Genomic DNA, 17,406 nt, shown 5'->3' with positions numbered 1-17,406 from the left:
TTCGCTTTTGCCGGGGAGGGGAGCAGAATTGAGCATCAGAGTCCAGAGATCAGTGAAATGGATATTGATTCTAGTCGGTATAGGTTTGTCCATGTGGGCCATCTACTCATCACGTCAAACCGGCAACGGCCCTGATCAAGCGATTGGAGATTTTGCAGCGGTAGTGGATGCAGATGCCAAAGACGGATATGACGCCTATATGAAACGCTACGCAAACACAGACAGGCCGGCCGGGGAAATCCGAATCGAAGGCGAGCAATATGCCGAACTCGAAGGGGACGGTTTTGAGCTTGCGAATGGATTTCAAGGTCTGCAAGGTCAAGCCGTGTTGACGCCCGAGGTCGGTACAATCAGCTGGAAAGTCCGGATCGATCATCCGGGTCTATACAATATTCGAATTCATTATTTTCCTCTTGAGGGGAAAAGCTCCGCGATCGAGAGAGAGTTCGCGATCAATCGGAAATTGCCTTTTAAGGACGCCGAAATCTTATTGTTCGATCGATATTGGGGCAATCGCGAAGATGAAATCAAGCGGGACAATCGCGGAAACGATTTGCGCCCGAGGCAGATTGGTAAGCCGGCTTGGCAAATCGTGTCCTTCAAGGACAGAGAAGGTTACCATGACGAACCCTATTTGTTTTATTTCGATGAAGGGGTTCAGACTGTTTCTTTGACTTCCTTGAGGGAACCGATGGCTATCGACTATATCGAGTTATACCAGGAGCCGGAGACGAAAACCTATGAAGAACGGAAAGCCGAATATGAAGCTGAAGGCGTTGCAGCCGCCGAAGGTCAACGTATTGTGATTCAGGCAGAGGATGCGATCTTAAAATCTTCCCCTACGCTTTATCCGATTTCCGATCGGTCAAGCCCTGCGGTCACGCCGTACAGCGCTTCGAAAATTCGGGTCAACGCGATTGGGGGCCTCAACTGGAAGCTGCCGGGGCAATGGATCGAATGGGAATTCGAAGTGAAAGAGGATGGGTTATACCAGATTGCGCTGAAACGCAAACAGGATCAGTTGCGGGGCGTCTATGCGACGCGCAGCATCATGATCGATGGCAGATATCCATTCGAGGAAATGAAGCGGACGCGATTCAGCTTCAATATGGAATGGCAGACAGATGTGCTGGGAGGGAATGAGCCTTACTTGTATCATCTGACGAAAGGGAAGCATCGCATTCGTATGACGGTTTCGCTCGGCGAGCTCGCTCCGCTCATGGAGACGATCGAGTCGAGCGTGCTGAAGCTCAACGAGATGTATCGAAAAGTGATGTTAATTACCTCGAATACGCCAGACCCTAACCGCGATTATCAATTGGAAAAGCGGATTCCCGGCATGATCGATGTCTTCCGGGAACAAGCTGGCCATATTCAGGCCGTGGCGGATTATCTCGAACAATCGACAGGGGAGAGGAGCGATAAAGTCGCTGTTCTTCACACGATGGTCCGGCAGTTGAACGAAATGGCGGAGAAACCGGAAACGATCGCGAACCGATTGAACTCCTTTAAGGTGAATGTCGGCGGTCTTGGCACGTGGATTCTGACGGTGCGCGAACAGCCGCTTACGTTGGATTATCTGATCGTCGCGTCGCCGGACAGCAAGCTTCCGAGAACGCAAGCGACTTTGCTCGGGAAGATCAAGCACGAGTTAGGCGCTTACGCGGCCTCTTATACCGAAGATTACGATAGTATCGGCAGCACGGAAGAAAGCGGGCGTTCCGTCACGGTTTGGGTAACGACGGGAAGGGATCAGGCGCAAGTATTGAAAGCGTTGATTGACGACATGTTTACGCCCGAAACGAACATATCGGTAAATTTAAGGCTCGTTCCGGGCGGCATCCTGCTTCCGGCAGTCCTGGCTGGCGAAGGACCGGATGTTGCCTTGCAAGCCGGCGAGGATATCCCTGTCAATTACGCGATGAGGAACGCCGCAGCCGATTTGACCGATTTTCCGGATTTCGAGGAAGTCGCCGCAAGGTTTCGCGATAGCGCAATTACGCCTTACATCTATGACAAAGGGGTATATGCGCTTCCGGAGCAGCAGACATTCCCGATGCTGTTCTATCGCAAGGATATTCTCAAAGAGCTGGACTTGGAGCCTCCGAAGACGTGGCAGGATGTGTATAACATGATTTCGGTGCTGCAGAAGCACAACCTGGCGTTCTATTTGCCGATCGAATCGGCTGCGAACAATGCGACGCTGGTTCCGAATGCGGCGTTCGCCATGCTGCTCTATCAGAACGGCGGCCAGTTCTACCGGGACAATGACCACATGAAGAGCGCATTGGACTCCGAGATTTCCATGGAGGTTTTCAAGCGCTGGACGCAATTTTATACGAACTACAAGTTTCCGCTGCAAGCGGATTTCGCGAATCGGTTCCGAACTGGCGAGATGCCGATCGGTATTGCCGATTATACCACGTACAATCTGCTGACCGTTCTGGCGCCGGAGATCAAAGGGTTATGGGACTTTACCATCGTACCCGGCACCGAGCACGAGGACGGATCCATAAGTCATGAGGTCGCCAGCCATACGACCGCGGTCATGATGCTGGATAATGCCGACGACAAGGACGCGGCGTGGTCATTCATGAAGTGGTGGACCGACAAGGATACCCAACTCGCTTACGGACGGGAGCTGGAAGGGTTGTTGGGCGAGGCTGCCCGATATCCGACAGCCAACATCGAAGCGTTGGAGCAGTTGCCATGGCCGGTCAAGGATTTCAACAATTTGAAACGCCAATGGCATTGGGTAAGGGGCATCCCTCAAGTGCCGGGCGGATATTTCACCGGCAGACATCTGGATAACGCCTTCCGGCGCGTCGTGAACGGGAGCGAGAATCCGCGCGAAGCCCTTTCGGATTATATTTTGTATATGAATGATGAAATCGCGCTCAAGCGGAAGGAATTCAATCTGCAGAATTAGTTAGGGGGGGGGAAGCCGATGCAAGCAGAAGCAAACCGTCATGCCGCGTCGAGCCTCATCCAGGCAAAGAAGTCGTCACGACTCGCTAATGTTGTCCGAGAGCTTCGAAAAAACAAGCACTACTACTTGCTGATGAGTCCGTACATGCTGATCTTCTTCACGTTTACGGTCGTTCCAGTCGTCATTTCGCTGGCACTCAGTTTCTTTTATTTTAACATGCTGGAATTTCCGAGATTCGTAGGCTGGCAGAATTACTCCCGATTGTTCCTGGGCGACGATGTGTTCATGATCGCCCTGAAGAATACGTTCATGTTTGCGGTCGTCACCGGTCCGGTCAGCTATATCGCGTGTTTTCTCTTTGCCTGGATTATCAATGAACTGTCGCCCAAGGTTAGAGCGGTTATGACCCTTGTGTTTTATGCGCCGTCCATTTCGGGAAACGTTTTCTTTATTTGGCTGATCGTATTCTCTGGAGACAGCTACGGTTATTTGAACGGGTTCCTTATGCGATTCGGTTTTATTCTCGAACCGATTCAATGGCTCTCGAACGAACAATATATTTTGGCCATTATTATCATCGTCCAGTTGTGGCTCAGCCTTGGCACCAGCTTCCTCGCCTTTATCGCCGGTCTTCAGACGATTGACCGGACACTGATTGAAGCGGGAGCGGTAGATGGCATCAAGAACCGCTGGCAGGAGTTATGGTTCATCACGCTGCCTTCCATGCGGCCGCAGCTGATGTTCGGAGCCGTTATGCAGATTACAGGCTCGCTTGCGGTCGCCGATATCTCGATCGCGTTAGCCGGATTTCCAAGCGTTAACTACGCGGGGCATACCGTCGTCACGCACTTGATGGACTTCGGCACGATCCGCTTCGAGATGGGTTACGCATCCACGATCGCAACCGTGCTCTTCTGCATGATGATCGGCGCCAATAAGTTGACGCAAAAACTGTTGCGAAAGGTAGGTGAGTAGACTTGGTCATGAGGATGCTAGCGGTATTCCGGACCCCCAGGCGGTTGAACCGGTCCTTTGCCGTCAGTTTTGTACTGTTCGCGCTTCTTGCCATTTTCGGCGCGTTTATGGCGCTTCCGCTCATCTATGCGGTCAGCAACGCATTCAAGCCGCTTGACGAACTGTTTATTTTCCCGCCGCGGTTTCTGGTCAACAATCCGACGCTGGACAACTTCCTCGACCTGTTCGCCCTGATGGGAAACTCATGGGTGCCGCTGTCCCGCTATATCGCCAACACGCTGTTTATCACGATCGCCGGGACGGCTGGCCATATTCTGCTGGCGTCCGCGGCGGCCTATCCGCTTGCGAAATACCGATTTTGGGGATCGGGGACTCTTTTCTCTATCGTCATTTTGTCTTTGATGTTCTCTGGACATGTGACCGCGATTCCGAACTATATGGTGATGTCCTGGCTCGGCTGGATCAACACGCACGCCTCGATCATCGTACCGTCGCTCGCTTTCCCGCTCGGACTGTTCCTCATGAAGCAATTCATGGAACAGATCCCGGACGCGCTGCTGGAAGCCGCCAAGATTGACGGAGCGAACGAATACCGGATTTATTGGAGCATCGTCATGCCGAACGTGAAGCCCGCATGGTTGACGCTTATGATTTTGCAGTTCCCCGCATTATGGGGGAGCGACGGAGGGAATTTCATTTATAGCGAGAACCTGAAGACGCTCCATTACGCGCTTGGCCAAATCTCGGCAGGAGGCATCGCCCGCGCAGGCGTCGGCGCGGCGGTTGCCCTTCTCTTGATGATCGTTCCGATTGCGCTCTTTATCATCTCGCAGAGCAGCGTCATGCAGACGATGGCGACCTCCGGAATGAAAGAGTAGAAGGGATGAGACGCGATGTTGAGCAGTCTATATAAAGCACGGACATTTGTCTTCACGACGCTCATTTGCTTGCTAAGCATTGGATCGGGAAGCGCGGTCGTCAATGCCGAAGAAACGCCCGCATCCTATCATTATTCCTACTGGGGAGACGCTGTCGCCTCGCCGGCCGCCTATCGGGCAACGGCACTCCTGAATGGCGACAGTATGGGTGTCGGACCATTCAAGGAACCGAACGATATACACGTTACGGCAGATAAGCAAATTTATGTGCTGGACTCCGGCAACAATCGAATCGTGGCGATGGATTCGAGCTTCAAACCGGTTCGAATCATCGATTCCTTTGATCGGAACGGGAAGCCCGATACGTTTATGAGTCCGCAGGGCCTGTTCGTAACCGAAAACAAGCAGCTATACGTTGCGGATACGGGCAATAAAAGGATTGTCCATCTCGATTCGAACGGTAAGCTTGTGAAGGTGATCGAGAATCCGGAATCCGAGCTATTTCAGGAGAAGTTTCAGTTCCAACCGGCTCGAGTTGTTGTCGATAAGGCCCAGCGGATTTATGTCATGGCCGTCGGCGTATTTGACGGATTTATGGAATTTAATTCCAGTGGCGAATTTTCGACGTTCATCGGCGCGAACCGCGTTAGGGTCGACCCGGCCGAGTTGTTATGGAAACGGCTGTCGACCCGCGCCCAGCGGAGTCGGATGGTCATGTTTACGCCTACGGAATTCACGAACCTGGATATTAACGATGAAGGATTTCTTTATGCGACGAACGGCGACAGGTTTGGCGATACGATCAAAAAATTAAATGCCCAAGGGAACGATATTTTGAGGCGAACGGGATATTTCAGCCCGCGCGGCGACATCGCTGCCACGTCTCAGATGGACGCTTCGAGGCTGATTGACATCGATGTCGCGGACAGCGAAATCTATTCGGTGCTGGATTCCAAGCGCGGACGGATCTTCACCTACAACGGCGATGGACATTTCATGTATGTATTCGGCGGTCTGGGCAACCGGCTGGGCGAATTCAACACGCCGACAGCCATTGAGCGTGTAGGAGATCATTTTCTCGTTCTGGATAAAGGGCTTGGGGAGATCACTTTATTCGAGACAACGGAATACGGGCGGACCCTAAACGAAGCCGTTCGAAGCTACTACAGGGGCGATGAAGAGGCTGCTTTCTCCTTATTCCAGAAGTCGATCAACATGAACGCCAACCTGGAATTCGCCTATGCCGGGATCGGCAAAGCGCTGCTTCGGCAAGGGAAGTACGCAGAGGCGATGAAATATTTTAAGCAAAGCAAGGATCAGCCGAACTATTCGAAGGCATTCCTGCTCTATCGCAAGCAAGTGCTGCGCGAATACTTCCCTGCGGTCATGACCTGCATGGTCTTGATTGCGCTCGGCACAATCGCGTTCAGGAAGCTCCGGCAATGGAAAGGGGGAAGGGAACGTGCCGCAATTGAACAGTGAAAGGCTTAAACAGCCATTTTATCTGATTGTACACCCATTTAACGGCTATTGGGATTTGAAATATGAATGGAACAGAAAAACGAATCTGATCGTTTCCCTCTCGATCTTGTTCCTTATGGCCGTTACCAATATTATGAGCAGCCAGTATAGCGGATTCCTCGTCCATATATACAATCCCGCTGAGATGAACAGCTTGATGGAGGTTCTGTATGTACTGCTTCCGGTGTTCTTCTGGTGCGTGGCCAATTGGTCGCTCACGACCTTGATGGACGGAGAAGGGAAGTTTGTCGAAATTTTCACGTCGACCTGCTTTGCCTTCATTCCAATGGTGATCATCCCCTTTCCATGGATTTGGTTAAGCAACGTGATCTCGATCCAAGAGACGGGCTTCTATTATTTCTCGCACAACGTCGCCGTCATTTGGTCCTTGTATCTGTTGTTCGTCGGGAATATGACGGTTCATCAATTTACGCCGTCAAAAACCATAGGTACCCTACTGTTATCGGTGGTCGCCATGGGGTTTCTGGCGTTCCTGTGCTTGCTTTTCTTCAGCCTGATTCAGCAGATCTCATCATTTGTATCCACGATTTACCAGGAAATTGACCTGAGAAGCTAAGGAAGGAGGCATGCGCAGCCATGAATTTGAAAACATATGCCTTGCTGACCTCGTTGTTCCTGTTCGGAATGATGACTGCCGGGTGTGCGGGCGCCGGTTCTGATCAACAAACGGAATCAAGTCGCCCTGTTGCAGCGGAATTTGTGAAGGGAACGGCTTTGCCCGTTTCCTTCACGGATCCTCGAGTCGCGGATATGAAAGGCGTTGCAGCCAACAATCGTCTGCAATTATTCGCTGACGACCGGTCAGGGGTTATTGCCGTTCTTGATAAAAGTAACGGAGAAATATGGTACAGCAACCCTCCGAAGCGGGAATCCGATAAACTGGCGACAGGAATTAACAAGGATTTATTATCCGCTCAATTGAAAATTGATTTCTATAACTCGTTCGGCCAGCTAAGCTCGATCAACTCCTATACAGATAGCGTCATTCATAAGCAAGTCAGATTCGAGAGCATTCCGAGCGGCATACGAGTGACTTACCAATTCGGAACGGACGAGAAAACGGCTGACGATATCCCGATGAAGCTGACTAAAGCGCGTTTAGAGGAACTTAAGGGGAAAGTGGATAAAACGGGAAAGCGCGCGCTGACGATTGCCTATAAAGAGGACACCGACCCATCGTTGTATGTACGAAATGACGCGCTGGCCGGCATTCAACTGAAACGGACTCTCCAGGCGTTTGAAGATGCCGGTTATACGGATGAAGACTTCCGGAAGGATCTCGAAGCGCTCGGGCTTGCGCAAACCAAACCCGAACCGCGTATATTCCTTGCCTCGATCGAGTATACCCTGGATGGCGATAGTCTCGTGGTCAAAGTGCCGGCTTCCGGCATTCATTCCCCCGATGAATATCCGATTAACACGATATCGGTGCTTAGTTACTTCGGCGCAGAAGGAGAGGAGACGGAAGGTTCCTTATTCGTACCGGACGGTTCCGGGGCGCTCATTCATTTCAACAATGGCAAAATCAATTATTCCTCTTACAAACAAAGAATCTATGGATCCGATCTAACGATGGAGAGTGCCGAAGACGGTCTCTGGGAAGAAAAAGCCAGATTGCCGGTATTCGGAATGATTCGCCGGGAAGGAGCTTTCCTCGGCATTATTGAAGAAGGCGATTCCGTTGCAAGCGTGAATGCGGATGTAAGCGGCAAACTGAATGGCTATAACTATGTTTATCCCAGCTTTTATGTGATCAATAAGGACCAAGTCACCCTGGACGCGAACGGACAGGAGCGTTCCTTGCCCCGATTTCAAGAGAACCCGACAAAATCGGACTTTACGGTCCGGTACGCTTTTCTCGGCGGGGAAGAAGCGACTTATTCTGGAATGGCACAGTACTATCGGCAGTATTTGGTCAGAACGCATGGACTTCCCGAACCGAAGTCGGCCAGCGATTCAACTTCCGTAGGGGATGTGCCGTTTTATTTGCAGCTGATCGGGAGTATTTCCAAACCTAAACACGTGGTGGGAATCCCCTACAAGGCGCTCGAACCTCTGACAACCTTTAAGCAGGCAGAGGAAATCGTAAACCAGGTGCAGAAGCGCAATATTCGCAATATTAAGCTTCAATATTCGGGATGGTTTAATAAAGGTCTTGATCATCAGGTTCCGGATCATGTCTCGGTTGACGGAGCAGTGGGAGGAAGCAAAGCGCTGCGGGAATTTATCACGTTCGCCCGGGACAAGGGCCTCTCCTTCTTCCCGGATGTCTACATCGCGGAGGCGCGCACCGGCGATGGCTTCGACGTAACCAAGGAAGCTGCCAGAACCTTGAAGGGAGATCCGGCCGCGATCTACCCCATTGAACCGGTCTTGAACCAGCGCGATCGCACCAAAGCTCCGTTCTATGTTGTATCGCCTCGCTACTTGATGAAGATTGTGGATTCCATGTTGAACGAACTGGACGGCTATCGTCTAGAAGGGATTTCGCTGCGGGATCTGGGCAACCGGCTGAATAGCGACTATCGGGCAAATCATCAGATCGATCGAACGGAGTCGGAATCGATATCGAACCAGGCGCTGGACAGGATTCGCGAACGGAATCTCGAGATTATGGCGAGTGGCGGCAACGCCTTTGCGTTTCCCTATATTACGGATATTACGAATGCACCGATGACCAATAGCGGGTTCAAGATTGAAGATGAAGAAATTCCGTTCTATCAAATGGTCGTTCGCGGATATATCGACTATACGGGCGCGCCTTATAATCTATCGACCTTCAACGACATGAACCAATATATATTGAAGTGTCTGGAGTATGGCTCCGGCATTTACTTCAAATGGATGCACGAACCGAATGAAAGCGTAAAGGATTCGAACTACGACGACTTGTACGCCGTCAATTACGAGCAATGGTTGGACCAGGCTGCCCAAATCTATGAGAAGGTGAATGGAGTCTTGGGCAACGTGCACAACCAGAAAATAATTTCGCACGAGAAGGTAAGCGAAGGCGTCTTCAAGACCGTTTATGAGAATGGGATCTATGTCATCGTGAACTACAATCGGTCCAGGGTACAAGCGGATGGCATGGATGTCGAAGCCGGAGGTTATGTAATGGGTGGTGTACAAAAATGAAATCCATACGTAAACCTCGCCTGTCGAAAATGGATTACGCGCAAAAAAAGGCGCTATGGGGTTTTATTTATGTTTTGCCGTGGCTGATTGGGTTTGTAATCTTTTTCTTTGTCCCTTTGCTGAGTTCGCTGCGATTCAGCTTCAGTGCGATCACGGCCAATTCGGACGGGATAACGGTTAAGTACATCGGACTCCAAAACTATGTGGAAGCCTTAACGATAAACACCAGCTTTAACCGCGTGTTGACCGAATCGATCGTGAATATCGTGGTCAATATTCCGCTTATCGTCATTTTCAGTCTATTCCTGGCGGTGTTGTTGAACCAGAAATTTATAGGAAGATCCGTGGCCCGGGCGATCTTTTTCCTTCCCGTTATTCTGGCATCCGGCGTAATTATGAACTTGGAGAGCACAAGCCTGGTGCAAGCGATAAACGATGCGAGTTCAGGGGCAAAGGTAGTTCGTTCGTTACAGAGCTTTGAATTGGAGAAACTGATGCTGCAAGCAGGGGTAAGCGGGTGGGGCGTCGATTACCTCACGGGTTCCGTTGACCGAATTTATCAGATTGTCAGCCAATCGGGTGTTCAGATTCTGATCTTCCTGGCGGGAATCCAGACCATCTCGCCGCAGCTGTACGAAGCCTCCAAGATGGAAGGGGCAACCGGCTACGAGGCTTTCTGGAAGATTACGTTCCCGATGGTTAGTCCGCTAATCCTGGTCAATGTGATTTATACCGTTGTCGATTCCGTCTCCAGCAACGAGATAACGGATTTGATTCTGGACACCGGTTTTACTGCTTTTAATTTTGGTCTTAGCTCGGCGATGGCCACGATCTATTTTCTGGCCGTTTCGCTCATCTTGCTGGTGGGCGGCTATCTGATTTCAAGGAAAGTTTTTTATTATAATTAAGGGGGGGAGTAAACGTGCGCTATTCCAGACTGGTATCGGTCGAACACTGGAAAAGATGGGTGTGGTCATTCGTCCGTCTTGTATTGATTGTGGGACTTTCGTTTTTGATTGTATACCCGATCTTGCAAAAAATCTCGACATCGATTAAAGATAAAGAGGATCTGTATTCGCCGATCGTCGTGTGGATTCCCCTACATTTTACTTGGGATAACTTCAAGCAAGCGATCACGATTATGGATTACTGGGAGACATTGGCCAATACCTTTGCCCTGTCGATCTCGACTACCATCCTAACCGCGATCACGTGCGCATTGGCAGGTTACGGATTTGCCAGGCTGAAATTCAAAGGAAGCAATCTGCTGTTTGCCGGCGTCATTCTGACCATATTGGTTCCGCCATCGACGATCCTCATTCCCGTTTATCTCAATCTGAAGGATTTTACGCTAATGGGGCTGATTCCGCTGCTTACGGGCAAATCCGCCAATCTGCTGAATACCTACTGGCCGTTCCTATTGACAGCCTTGACGGCCAACTCGCTGAAGGCCGGACTTTATATTTTTATATTCAGACAGTTTTTCCGGGGGATCCCCAAAGAGGTCGAGGAAGCCGCCTATATCGATGGAGCCGGTATCGGGACGACGTTCTCCCGAATCATGCTCCCGAACGCGCTCCCCGCGATTATCACCGTGCTGCTCTTTTCGTTCGTGTGGCAATGGAATGATAGCTTCTTTACGACAACGTATTTGGCTACAGGCAAGGTCATGTCCGTACAGTTGGCTTCGCTGCCCTATAATCTATCCGGAATTACGGACGGGGTTTCATCCCGGTCGGACCCTTTCTATTTGAGTATGGTGCAGGATACAGGCATCCTGTTGGCGATCCTTCCGCTTATCCTCATGTACTTCTGCGTGCAGCGATACTTCGTTGAAGGGATTGAGCGTACAGGTATTGTCGGTTAAGGCCAAACGCAACCCCCGATTAATGACCGGCTAATGACGCACGGTATTGATCGGGGGTTGCTTTCTTATGGGCAGACATGAGGGCGAAGGACATACTTATATGCAACATTTTTAATATGATTTTTAGTTGTTTTTTCTGGGTATTCATCGAATATCGTTTTCAATATGATTAGTATCAACGCTAATGGTAGCGTTTACAATATCATGGTCAGAAGGAGGACAATAAAGGACATGAAAAAAAGAAAAAGTGGCTAGCTGTGCTGACGGCCGCCGTGTTGTGAGGACAGCTGTCAATCGACACAATCCTATAGGCCTGCAGCAAGGAACGCGCCTAAAGATATCGAGCTAAAGCTAAAGCACTACAGCACAACGAAAGGAATGACATCTAATGAAAAGAATGATTTCGTTATGCATCGCTCTCTTCATTCTTATATCTCCGTTACCGGTTGTGTCTCAGACTGCATCGGCGGCACCATCAGCCCCATATGTTGTGAATTATAGTAATAGTAATAACCTAACTCAAAGTAATGATTCCACCGTTGTACCTGGAAGCACCGGTGTTGCCTCCCAGAAATTTGTAGTTTCAGGGGGCGGCTGGAACGGGGCGTTTTACACGGATTGGGGCGCGCATGATGTATCTGCTTACAATACGTTAGATTTTTGGGTCAAAGGAGCGGCTGGCGGCGAAGCTCTTTCCATGAATGTTAGCGACGGGACGAATAGTTATACCGCAAACATACAAACGCCTTCCGATGCATCCTGGAAGCACGTCTCCATTGATCTCTCTGTTATGACCGGGGTTGATTTTACAAAGTGGATGACCATTACATTTAGCTGTAATACAAGTACGCTTAATACGACGTTCTATCTTAATAACGTTCAGTTCTCATACATCGATCCGTACACGGGACCACAAATAACAGTCGTACCCTGGAATGGAGCACAATCGGCAGTATCGCTTACCTTTGATGACGGTGTTGATTCGCAGCTTGATTATGCGGTCCCGGCTTTAAATGCTAAAGGGATGAAGGCTACGTTTTTTATAACGGAAACGGCAATAACGGGCAGCCGAAAGGAAGATTGGAAAAAGCTCCCTTTGGCCGGTCATGAAATTGGAAACCATTCCAAACATCACTATGAACCAAGCGCCAATCCAACCCAACCTTATCAAAGGACGTATAACGATACTTTAGGCTATGATGAAACTGTCGCAGCTCAAACCGAGATTGCACAAGCGATGGGCACAACAGTCGTAACTTATGCCTATCCCTACACGAATAATGATCCCTATCTCGTCAAATACCTGATAGATACGCACCTTTCAGCAAGAGGGGGTTGGGGTAACGGGACTTACTTTATGAAACCATCAGACACCCCCGATTGGATGAATATCTCTTCCCAGTTTACATGGGGAGAGGGAAGCTTTAATACGGACTACAAGAGTTGGGTCGATCATGCAATTAGCCAAGGTGCCTGGACAGTAATTACGGCACATGATGTTGGTGGTGGTGCTACTTCCTTGCCGCTGGATCAGATGAATGCATTGATTAACTATTTGGATACCAAACGATCCAGCATCTGGATCGCCCCTTACGGGGCGGTAAGCGGCTACTGGAGAGCGCAGAAAACCATCGAAAACCTTACACCAAATGCGACTTCAACCGGAACGCGTTATACTTGGAACGTTCCAGCCTACTTCCCCAACAATATCAATCTAAAGGTGAAGCTGAAGAACGGAGATGGTTATCAGGTCGTACAAAATGGTCAAGTCATTCAACCTGATGCAGGCGGCAATTATACGATCTCCTTTGGTGCCAAGTCGCTTGAATTGAAGCGTAAGCCATATGCTGTAAATTACAGCAATTCGAATAACCTAACAGCAAGTACGGACGCTACGGTTGTACCCGGAAATACCGGTGTCGCTTCTCAGAAGTTTGTCTATGCAGGGAGCGGCTGGAACGGGGCTTTTTATACGAATGATTGGGCCGCGCATGACGTATCTGCTTACAATACGTTAGACTTTTGGGTGAAAGGGGGAGCTGGAGGCGTAACGCTTTCCATGTATGTTAGCGATGGGACGAATGGTTATTCCGTAAACATTCCAACGCCTTCCGATGCTTCATGGAAACATGTTTCTATTCCTTTAGCCACTATGACTGGGGTCAATTTCACGAAATGGAAAACAATTACCTTTACGAGTGTTACCAATCCAGCTACGTTCTACATGAATAACGTCCAGTTTTCTCGCACGTAGGCTCAAATCCCCCTCCAAATGTATCGTTTGGAGGGTCTTTTCTTGCATCTGGTGCTGGGAACCGAATGAATGTCTGCCCTACAGATCCTGTCGAATTTGTTGAATGTAGAAACCTAACAATTGGTAGTGGATTATGGTGAAAATAGTGTATATTAAATCTACTACAACCAGCGTACGAGACGTCCTCGACAGTCTAAAGCAACAGATTCAGAGCTTGGAACAGCGGCCAAGCGCTCTCCTTGAGGGCTGTTCCAAACTCTGAAATCCGCTTAAAGGCGGAAGGGATAAGAAGCTACTATTTACGCTCTTACCCGTCCAGAAGAGTGAAGCGCCGCTTTGTGTTGTAAGCGCCACCAAGCCAAGCTCTATCGTTGATAACGGAGCTATCCGCTCACGACTTACTCCTGCATCCGAAAGGAGACCTAGAATGGGAAGCATGATCCTAGCCGCCGTTAGGAAGACGAACAATATCCGGTTAAAGAACAAGATGGTCATTTCCATCGTCGCAGTGGTGTTCATCCCTGTTCTTCTCGTGGGCCTTATCTTGACCGCTTCCTACCGCCAGAACGTACTAGACCAAGCTACACAGCAAACCATGAACAACGTGGACAAAATCAAGAAGCACATAACGGATATTCTTCGCATGCCGATTGAAATATCGAACAAATTGCAAGTGGACGATCGGTTATCCAATTTGGTCAATGACCGCTATGAGACCACCTTCGACCTGGTTACGGCCTATTGGGATTTTCGCTATTTCCGGGACTCCGTGCAATTATACAAGGAAATTGATAACATCCGCTTCTATACAGACCCTCCGCTGCCGATTAGCAACTGGGATTTTCTAAGCGCAGATGAGTCTGTCAAGAACTCGAACTGGTATCGGGAGGCGCTGGACAAATCCAGTTCGTTCATCGGTTGGCATTACATCAAGGATGAGACGAAAGAAAATCGCGCTTATCTCAGCCTCGTTCGGAGGATCGATTTTCCGCTGTACCGTTCCAATGGGGTACTGGTCATCAATTTGGACCAGGATGAACTCAATGGGATTCTAAGCCAGGAACCGTTCGATACGATGATTATCGATGAGAAGGGATTCATTGTCGCTGCCAAACAACCGCAATGGGTCGGACGGAATATCGAAAGCATGGATTTCGCCAAGGATCTGAGCGATCGGCGCGCTGGCGTCTACGATTTTCATTACGAGGGGAAGCCCTCGAAGATTGTGGTGGAAGAGGTGGTTCCGCCATTTAGCCGGAACGGGCTCAAAGTCATTTCGGTCTTTACGATCGACAGTATCGTGAGCGACGCAAACCGGGTCAGCAGGTTGGGGTTCACCATCATTGCGGCCAGTTTGTCCATTGCGATCGTGCTCATATATTTCACCTCGTCTTTCTTGTCCCGCAGACTGCTTCTGCTTAATAAGGTGTTGAACAAGGTCTCCATGGGCAATCTGAACGTCAAATCGGATGTGGACGGAAACGATGAAATTGGCACGTTATCCAGGCAGTTCAACCATATGCTAGCCAGCATCCGGAGCCTGATGGATGAAGTGAGCGAGTCCCACAGGCAGAAAAACCTGCTGGAGCTGCGGCAGCGCGACATCAAGCTGAAGATGATGGCCAGTCAAATGAACCCGCATTTTCTGTTCAATGCGCTGGAATCCATTCGAATGAAAGCGTTTGCGAAAGGGGATGCGGAGATCTCCAATGTCGTGCATCTCTTGGGGAAACTGATGAGACGCAGCATTGAAATCGGTGACCGCAAAATCACGCTCCGGGAAGAGCTCGATATTGCGCGCTGCTATTTGGAACTTCAGCAATTCCGGTTCGACGACGAACGATTGACCTACGAGCTCCATCTGGATCATTCGGCCATGAGCGTGGAGATTCCGCCGCTCCTCGTTCAGCCTCTAGTGGAAAATGCGGTGGTGCATGGACTGGAGGATGTAGAAGAAGGGGGAATTGTCATCATCGGTACGCGTGTGGAGTCGGACCGAGTCGTGATTACGGTAGAGGACAACGGGTGCGGCATACCGGAAGGGAAATGGCGGGAAATCGAGCATTCCTTTCAGGATATGGAAGATGCCGATGAACATCGGATAGGTCTTCGCAACGTGCATCAGCGTCTGATTCTGACTTACGGAGAAGGATTCGGGCTAAAGCTGGACTGCCCGCCCGGATCTGGTACGCGCCTATCATTTTCCATACCGCTGGGGGGAAAGTTGCATGTATAAAGTGCTAGTGGTCGACGACGAACCGGCCATCCGGAAGGGGCTCCTGAAAATCGTCGATTGGGAATCGCTTGGCTTCTGCGTGGTGGGAGACGTCTCAAACGGGATAAAAGCGGTTGCCCTCCATCAGGAGCTTTCTCCTGAACTGATCGTCATTGATATCCGGATGCCGCGCATGGATGGTCTTCAAGCGATCCGAGAAATTCGCAAGACGGATGGGGAATGCCAATTTCTGATCCTGAGCGGATACGCTGATTTTGCCTACGCCAAGCAAGCCATGGAGATGGGGGTGAGCGGTTATGTGCTCAAGCCGATCGATGAACTGGAGCTAAAGGGAGAGCTGCTGCGCATCCGATCCAAACTGGACCAGCGGTCGGGTCACGCCAAATTGTCCGAATTCCATGTCGACGCGCTAAGGGAGGAACTGATCCTCAAGTTGATCGCGGCTGACCCGGCAGACGCTCCGGCACTGGAAAGCGAGCTGCTGCCCTTAACCCGTTTTGCTGGAAAATCCAAGCAGATTCTGTTGGTTGAGGCGGAGGATATCTCTCAGGCAGGACTTGAGCGTCTGGAGTCGGTTAAGACGAAATGGCTGGAAGCCGCGGAGGAGGAGGATCTCGGGTACGGGTTTCAGACCGGCCCGTATATCGGATTCCTTCTGAAGGGGGATCTGAACCGACCCGGCGTCAAAAGCGAATGGACCCGGCTTCTGCAGGACGCCGGCGGTCTTCAGGTAGGCTTTACTGCTGCAGCGGGACGTATTGTCTATAAACTCGCGGATATCCGTCAATCGTATGAAGGCGCCTTAGGCGTGTTGAGAAACCGCTTCCTGCTTGCCGAAGGGCAGATCCACTTGGTGACGGAATCCGTCTTGAGCCATACGGCGACGGAGCCGAACAGGCATGCTCCCCCGGATCTCGAGGCGCTCGCAACCAAGCTGTTCTACATGCTGGATCTCGGCAGATGCGAGGGGGTGGCGGAGACGCTGGAGGAAGCGGGAAGAGCGCTTGCGGCTTATGATTCTTCCGAATCCGCGATCAAGTCCGGCCTGGTGCAAGTGTTGTCCGTTGCGCTGAGCAATCTGGCGGCTCTCCATCAGAACGTCAATATCCAGGACTATGCGCCGTTATTGGCCGAGCTTTATCAACACGCCCATTACGATACGGCGCTCAGCGCCGCTCAGACCCAGCTCGTCGACCTGGCGGGAAGGCTGGGGGGGAACGGCAGCCTGCCTGTGGTCAAGCAAGTGATGGATTTTATCCAACGGCATTATCATGAGAATTTAAAGTTGGAGACGATGGCGGAAATATACAATTACCACAAGGGGTATTTGGGGAAAATGTTCAAGCAGCATACGGGCGACTCCTTCCACACCTTCTTGGATAAAGTCCGTATTCAGCAAGCGATCCGGCTCCTCCGTGAAGGACACAAGGTCTACGAGGTCTCGGAGCGCGTAGGATATCCCAATGTGGATTATTTCCATAGCAAATTCAAGAAATATGTAGGAGCTTCCCCCTCTTCGATCAAAGGAGCTCCTCCAAAGGCCAAGGCATTTTCGCTGGAAACCACATAATTGTGTATAGCGTGGGGGAG

At 50.4% G+C, this 17,406-nt stretch carries 11 protein-coding genes; all 11 read left to right on the top strand.

Going from position 1 to position 17,406, the window contains the following annotated elements:
• Positions 1-91 precede the first annotated feature (91 nt).
• The gene (locus BCM02_RS05225) at positions 92-2,929 is read left to right on the top strand and encodes an extracellular solute-binding protein (protein WP_148928724.1); all 2,838 of its coding nucleotides are present in this window, start codon (positions 92-94) and stop codon (positions 2,927-2,929) included.
• Between the two features lie 18 nt (positions 2,930-2,947).
• Positions 2,948-3,904, top strand: a complete 957-nt coding sequence (locus tag BCM02_RS05220; protein ID WP_148928020.1) for a carbohydrate ABC transporter permease — start codon at positions 2,948-2,950, stop codon at positions 3,902-3,904.
• 8 nt (positions 3,905-3,912) lie between these two features.
• A complete protein-coding gene (locus BCM02_RS05215) occupies positions 3,913-4,782 on the top strand; it encodes a carbohydrate ABC transporter permease (RefSeq protein ID WP_148928019.1) in 870 nt (289 codons plus the stop codon).
• Between the two features lie 15 nt (positions 4,783-4,797).
• Positions 4,798-6,264 carry an NHL repeat-containing protein gene (locus BCM02_RS05210; RefSeq protein ID WP_148928018.1) on the top strand — a complete coding sequence of 489 codons (1,467 nt, stop codon included), beginning with the start codon at positions 4,798-4,800 and terminating at the stop codon, positions 6,262-6,264.
• A complete protein-coding gene (locus tag BCM02_RS05205; protein ID WP_148928017.1) occupies positions 6,245-6,880 on the top strand; it encodes a Yip1 family protein in 636 nt (211 codons plus the stop codon). Before BCM02_RS05210 ends, BCM02_RS05205 begins: the two co-directional genes overlap by 20 nt.
• A gap of 20 nt (positions 6,881-6,900) precedes the next feature.
• Positions 6,901-9,459: a DUF5696 domain-containing protein gene (locus BCM02_RS05200; protein WP_148928016.1), complete on the top strand. Its 2,559-nt coding sequence runs from the start codon at positions 6,901-6,903 to the stop codon at positions 9,457-9,459.
• A complete protein-coding gene (locus BCM02_RS05195; RefSeq protein WP_148928015.1) occupies positions 9,456-10,367 on the top strand; it encodes a carbohydrate ABC transporter permease in 912 nt (303 codons plus the stop codon). The genes BCM02_RS05200 and BCM02_RS05195 overlap by 4 nt, the downstream gene beginning before the upstream one ends.
• 14 nt (positions 10,368-10,381) lie before the next feature.
• Positions 10,382-11,326: a carbohydrate ABC transporter permease gene (locus tag BCM02_RS05190; protein ID WP_148928014.1), complete on the top strand. Its 945-nt coding sequence runs from the start codon at positions 10,382-10,384 to the stop codon at positions 11,324-11,326.
• A gap of 388 nt (positions 11,327-11,714) precedes the next feature.
• On the top strand, positions 11,715-13,580 hold the full coding sequence (locus tag BCM02_RS05185) for a polysaccharide deacetylase family protein (protein ID WP_148928013.1): 1,866 nt from the start codon (positions 11,715-11,717) through the stop codon (positions 13,578-13,580).
• A 427-nt stretch (positions 13,581-14,007) separates the two neighbouring features.
• Positions 14,008-15,816 (top strand): sensor histidine kinase, encoded by a 1,809-nt coding sequence (locus BCM02_RS05180; RefSeq protein ID WP_148928012.1) that lies wholly within the window; start codon positions 14,008-14,010, stop codon positions 15,814-15,816.
• Positions 15,809-17,386 (top strand): response regulator, encoded by a 1,578-nt coding sequence (locus tag BCM02_RS05175; protein WP_148928011.1) that lies wholly within the window; start codon positions 15,809-15,811, stop codon positions 17,384-17,386. The genes BCM02_RS05180 and BCM02_RS05175 overlap by 8 nt, the downstream gene beginning before the upstream one ends.
• Positions 17,387-17,406 lie beyond the last annotated feature (20 nt).

This window comes from Paenibacillus methanolicus (genome assembly GCF_008124765.1).
Taxonomy (GTDB): Bacteria; Bacillota; Bacilli; order Paenibacillales; family Paenibacillaceae; genus Paenibacillus_Z; species Paenibacillus_Z methanolicus.
This window is presented reverse-complemented; position numbering and strand designations above follow the sequence as displayed.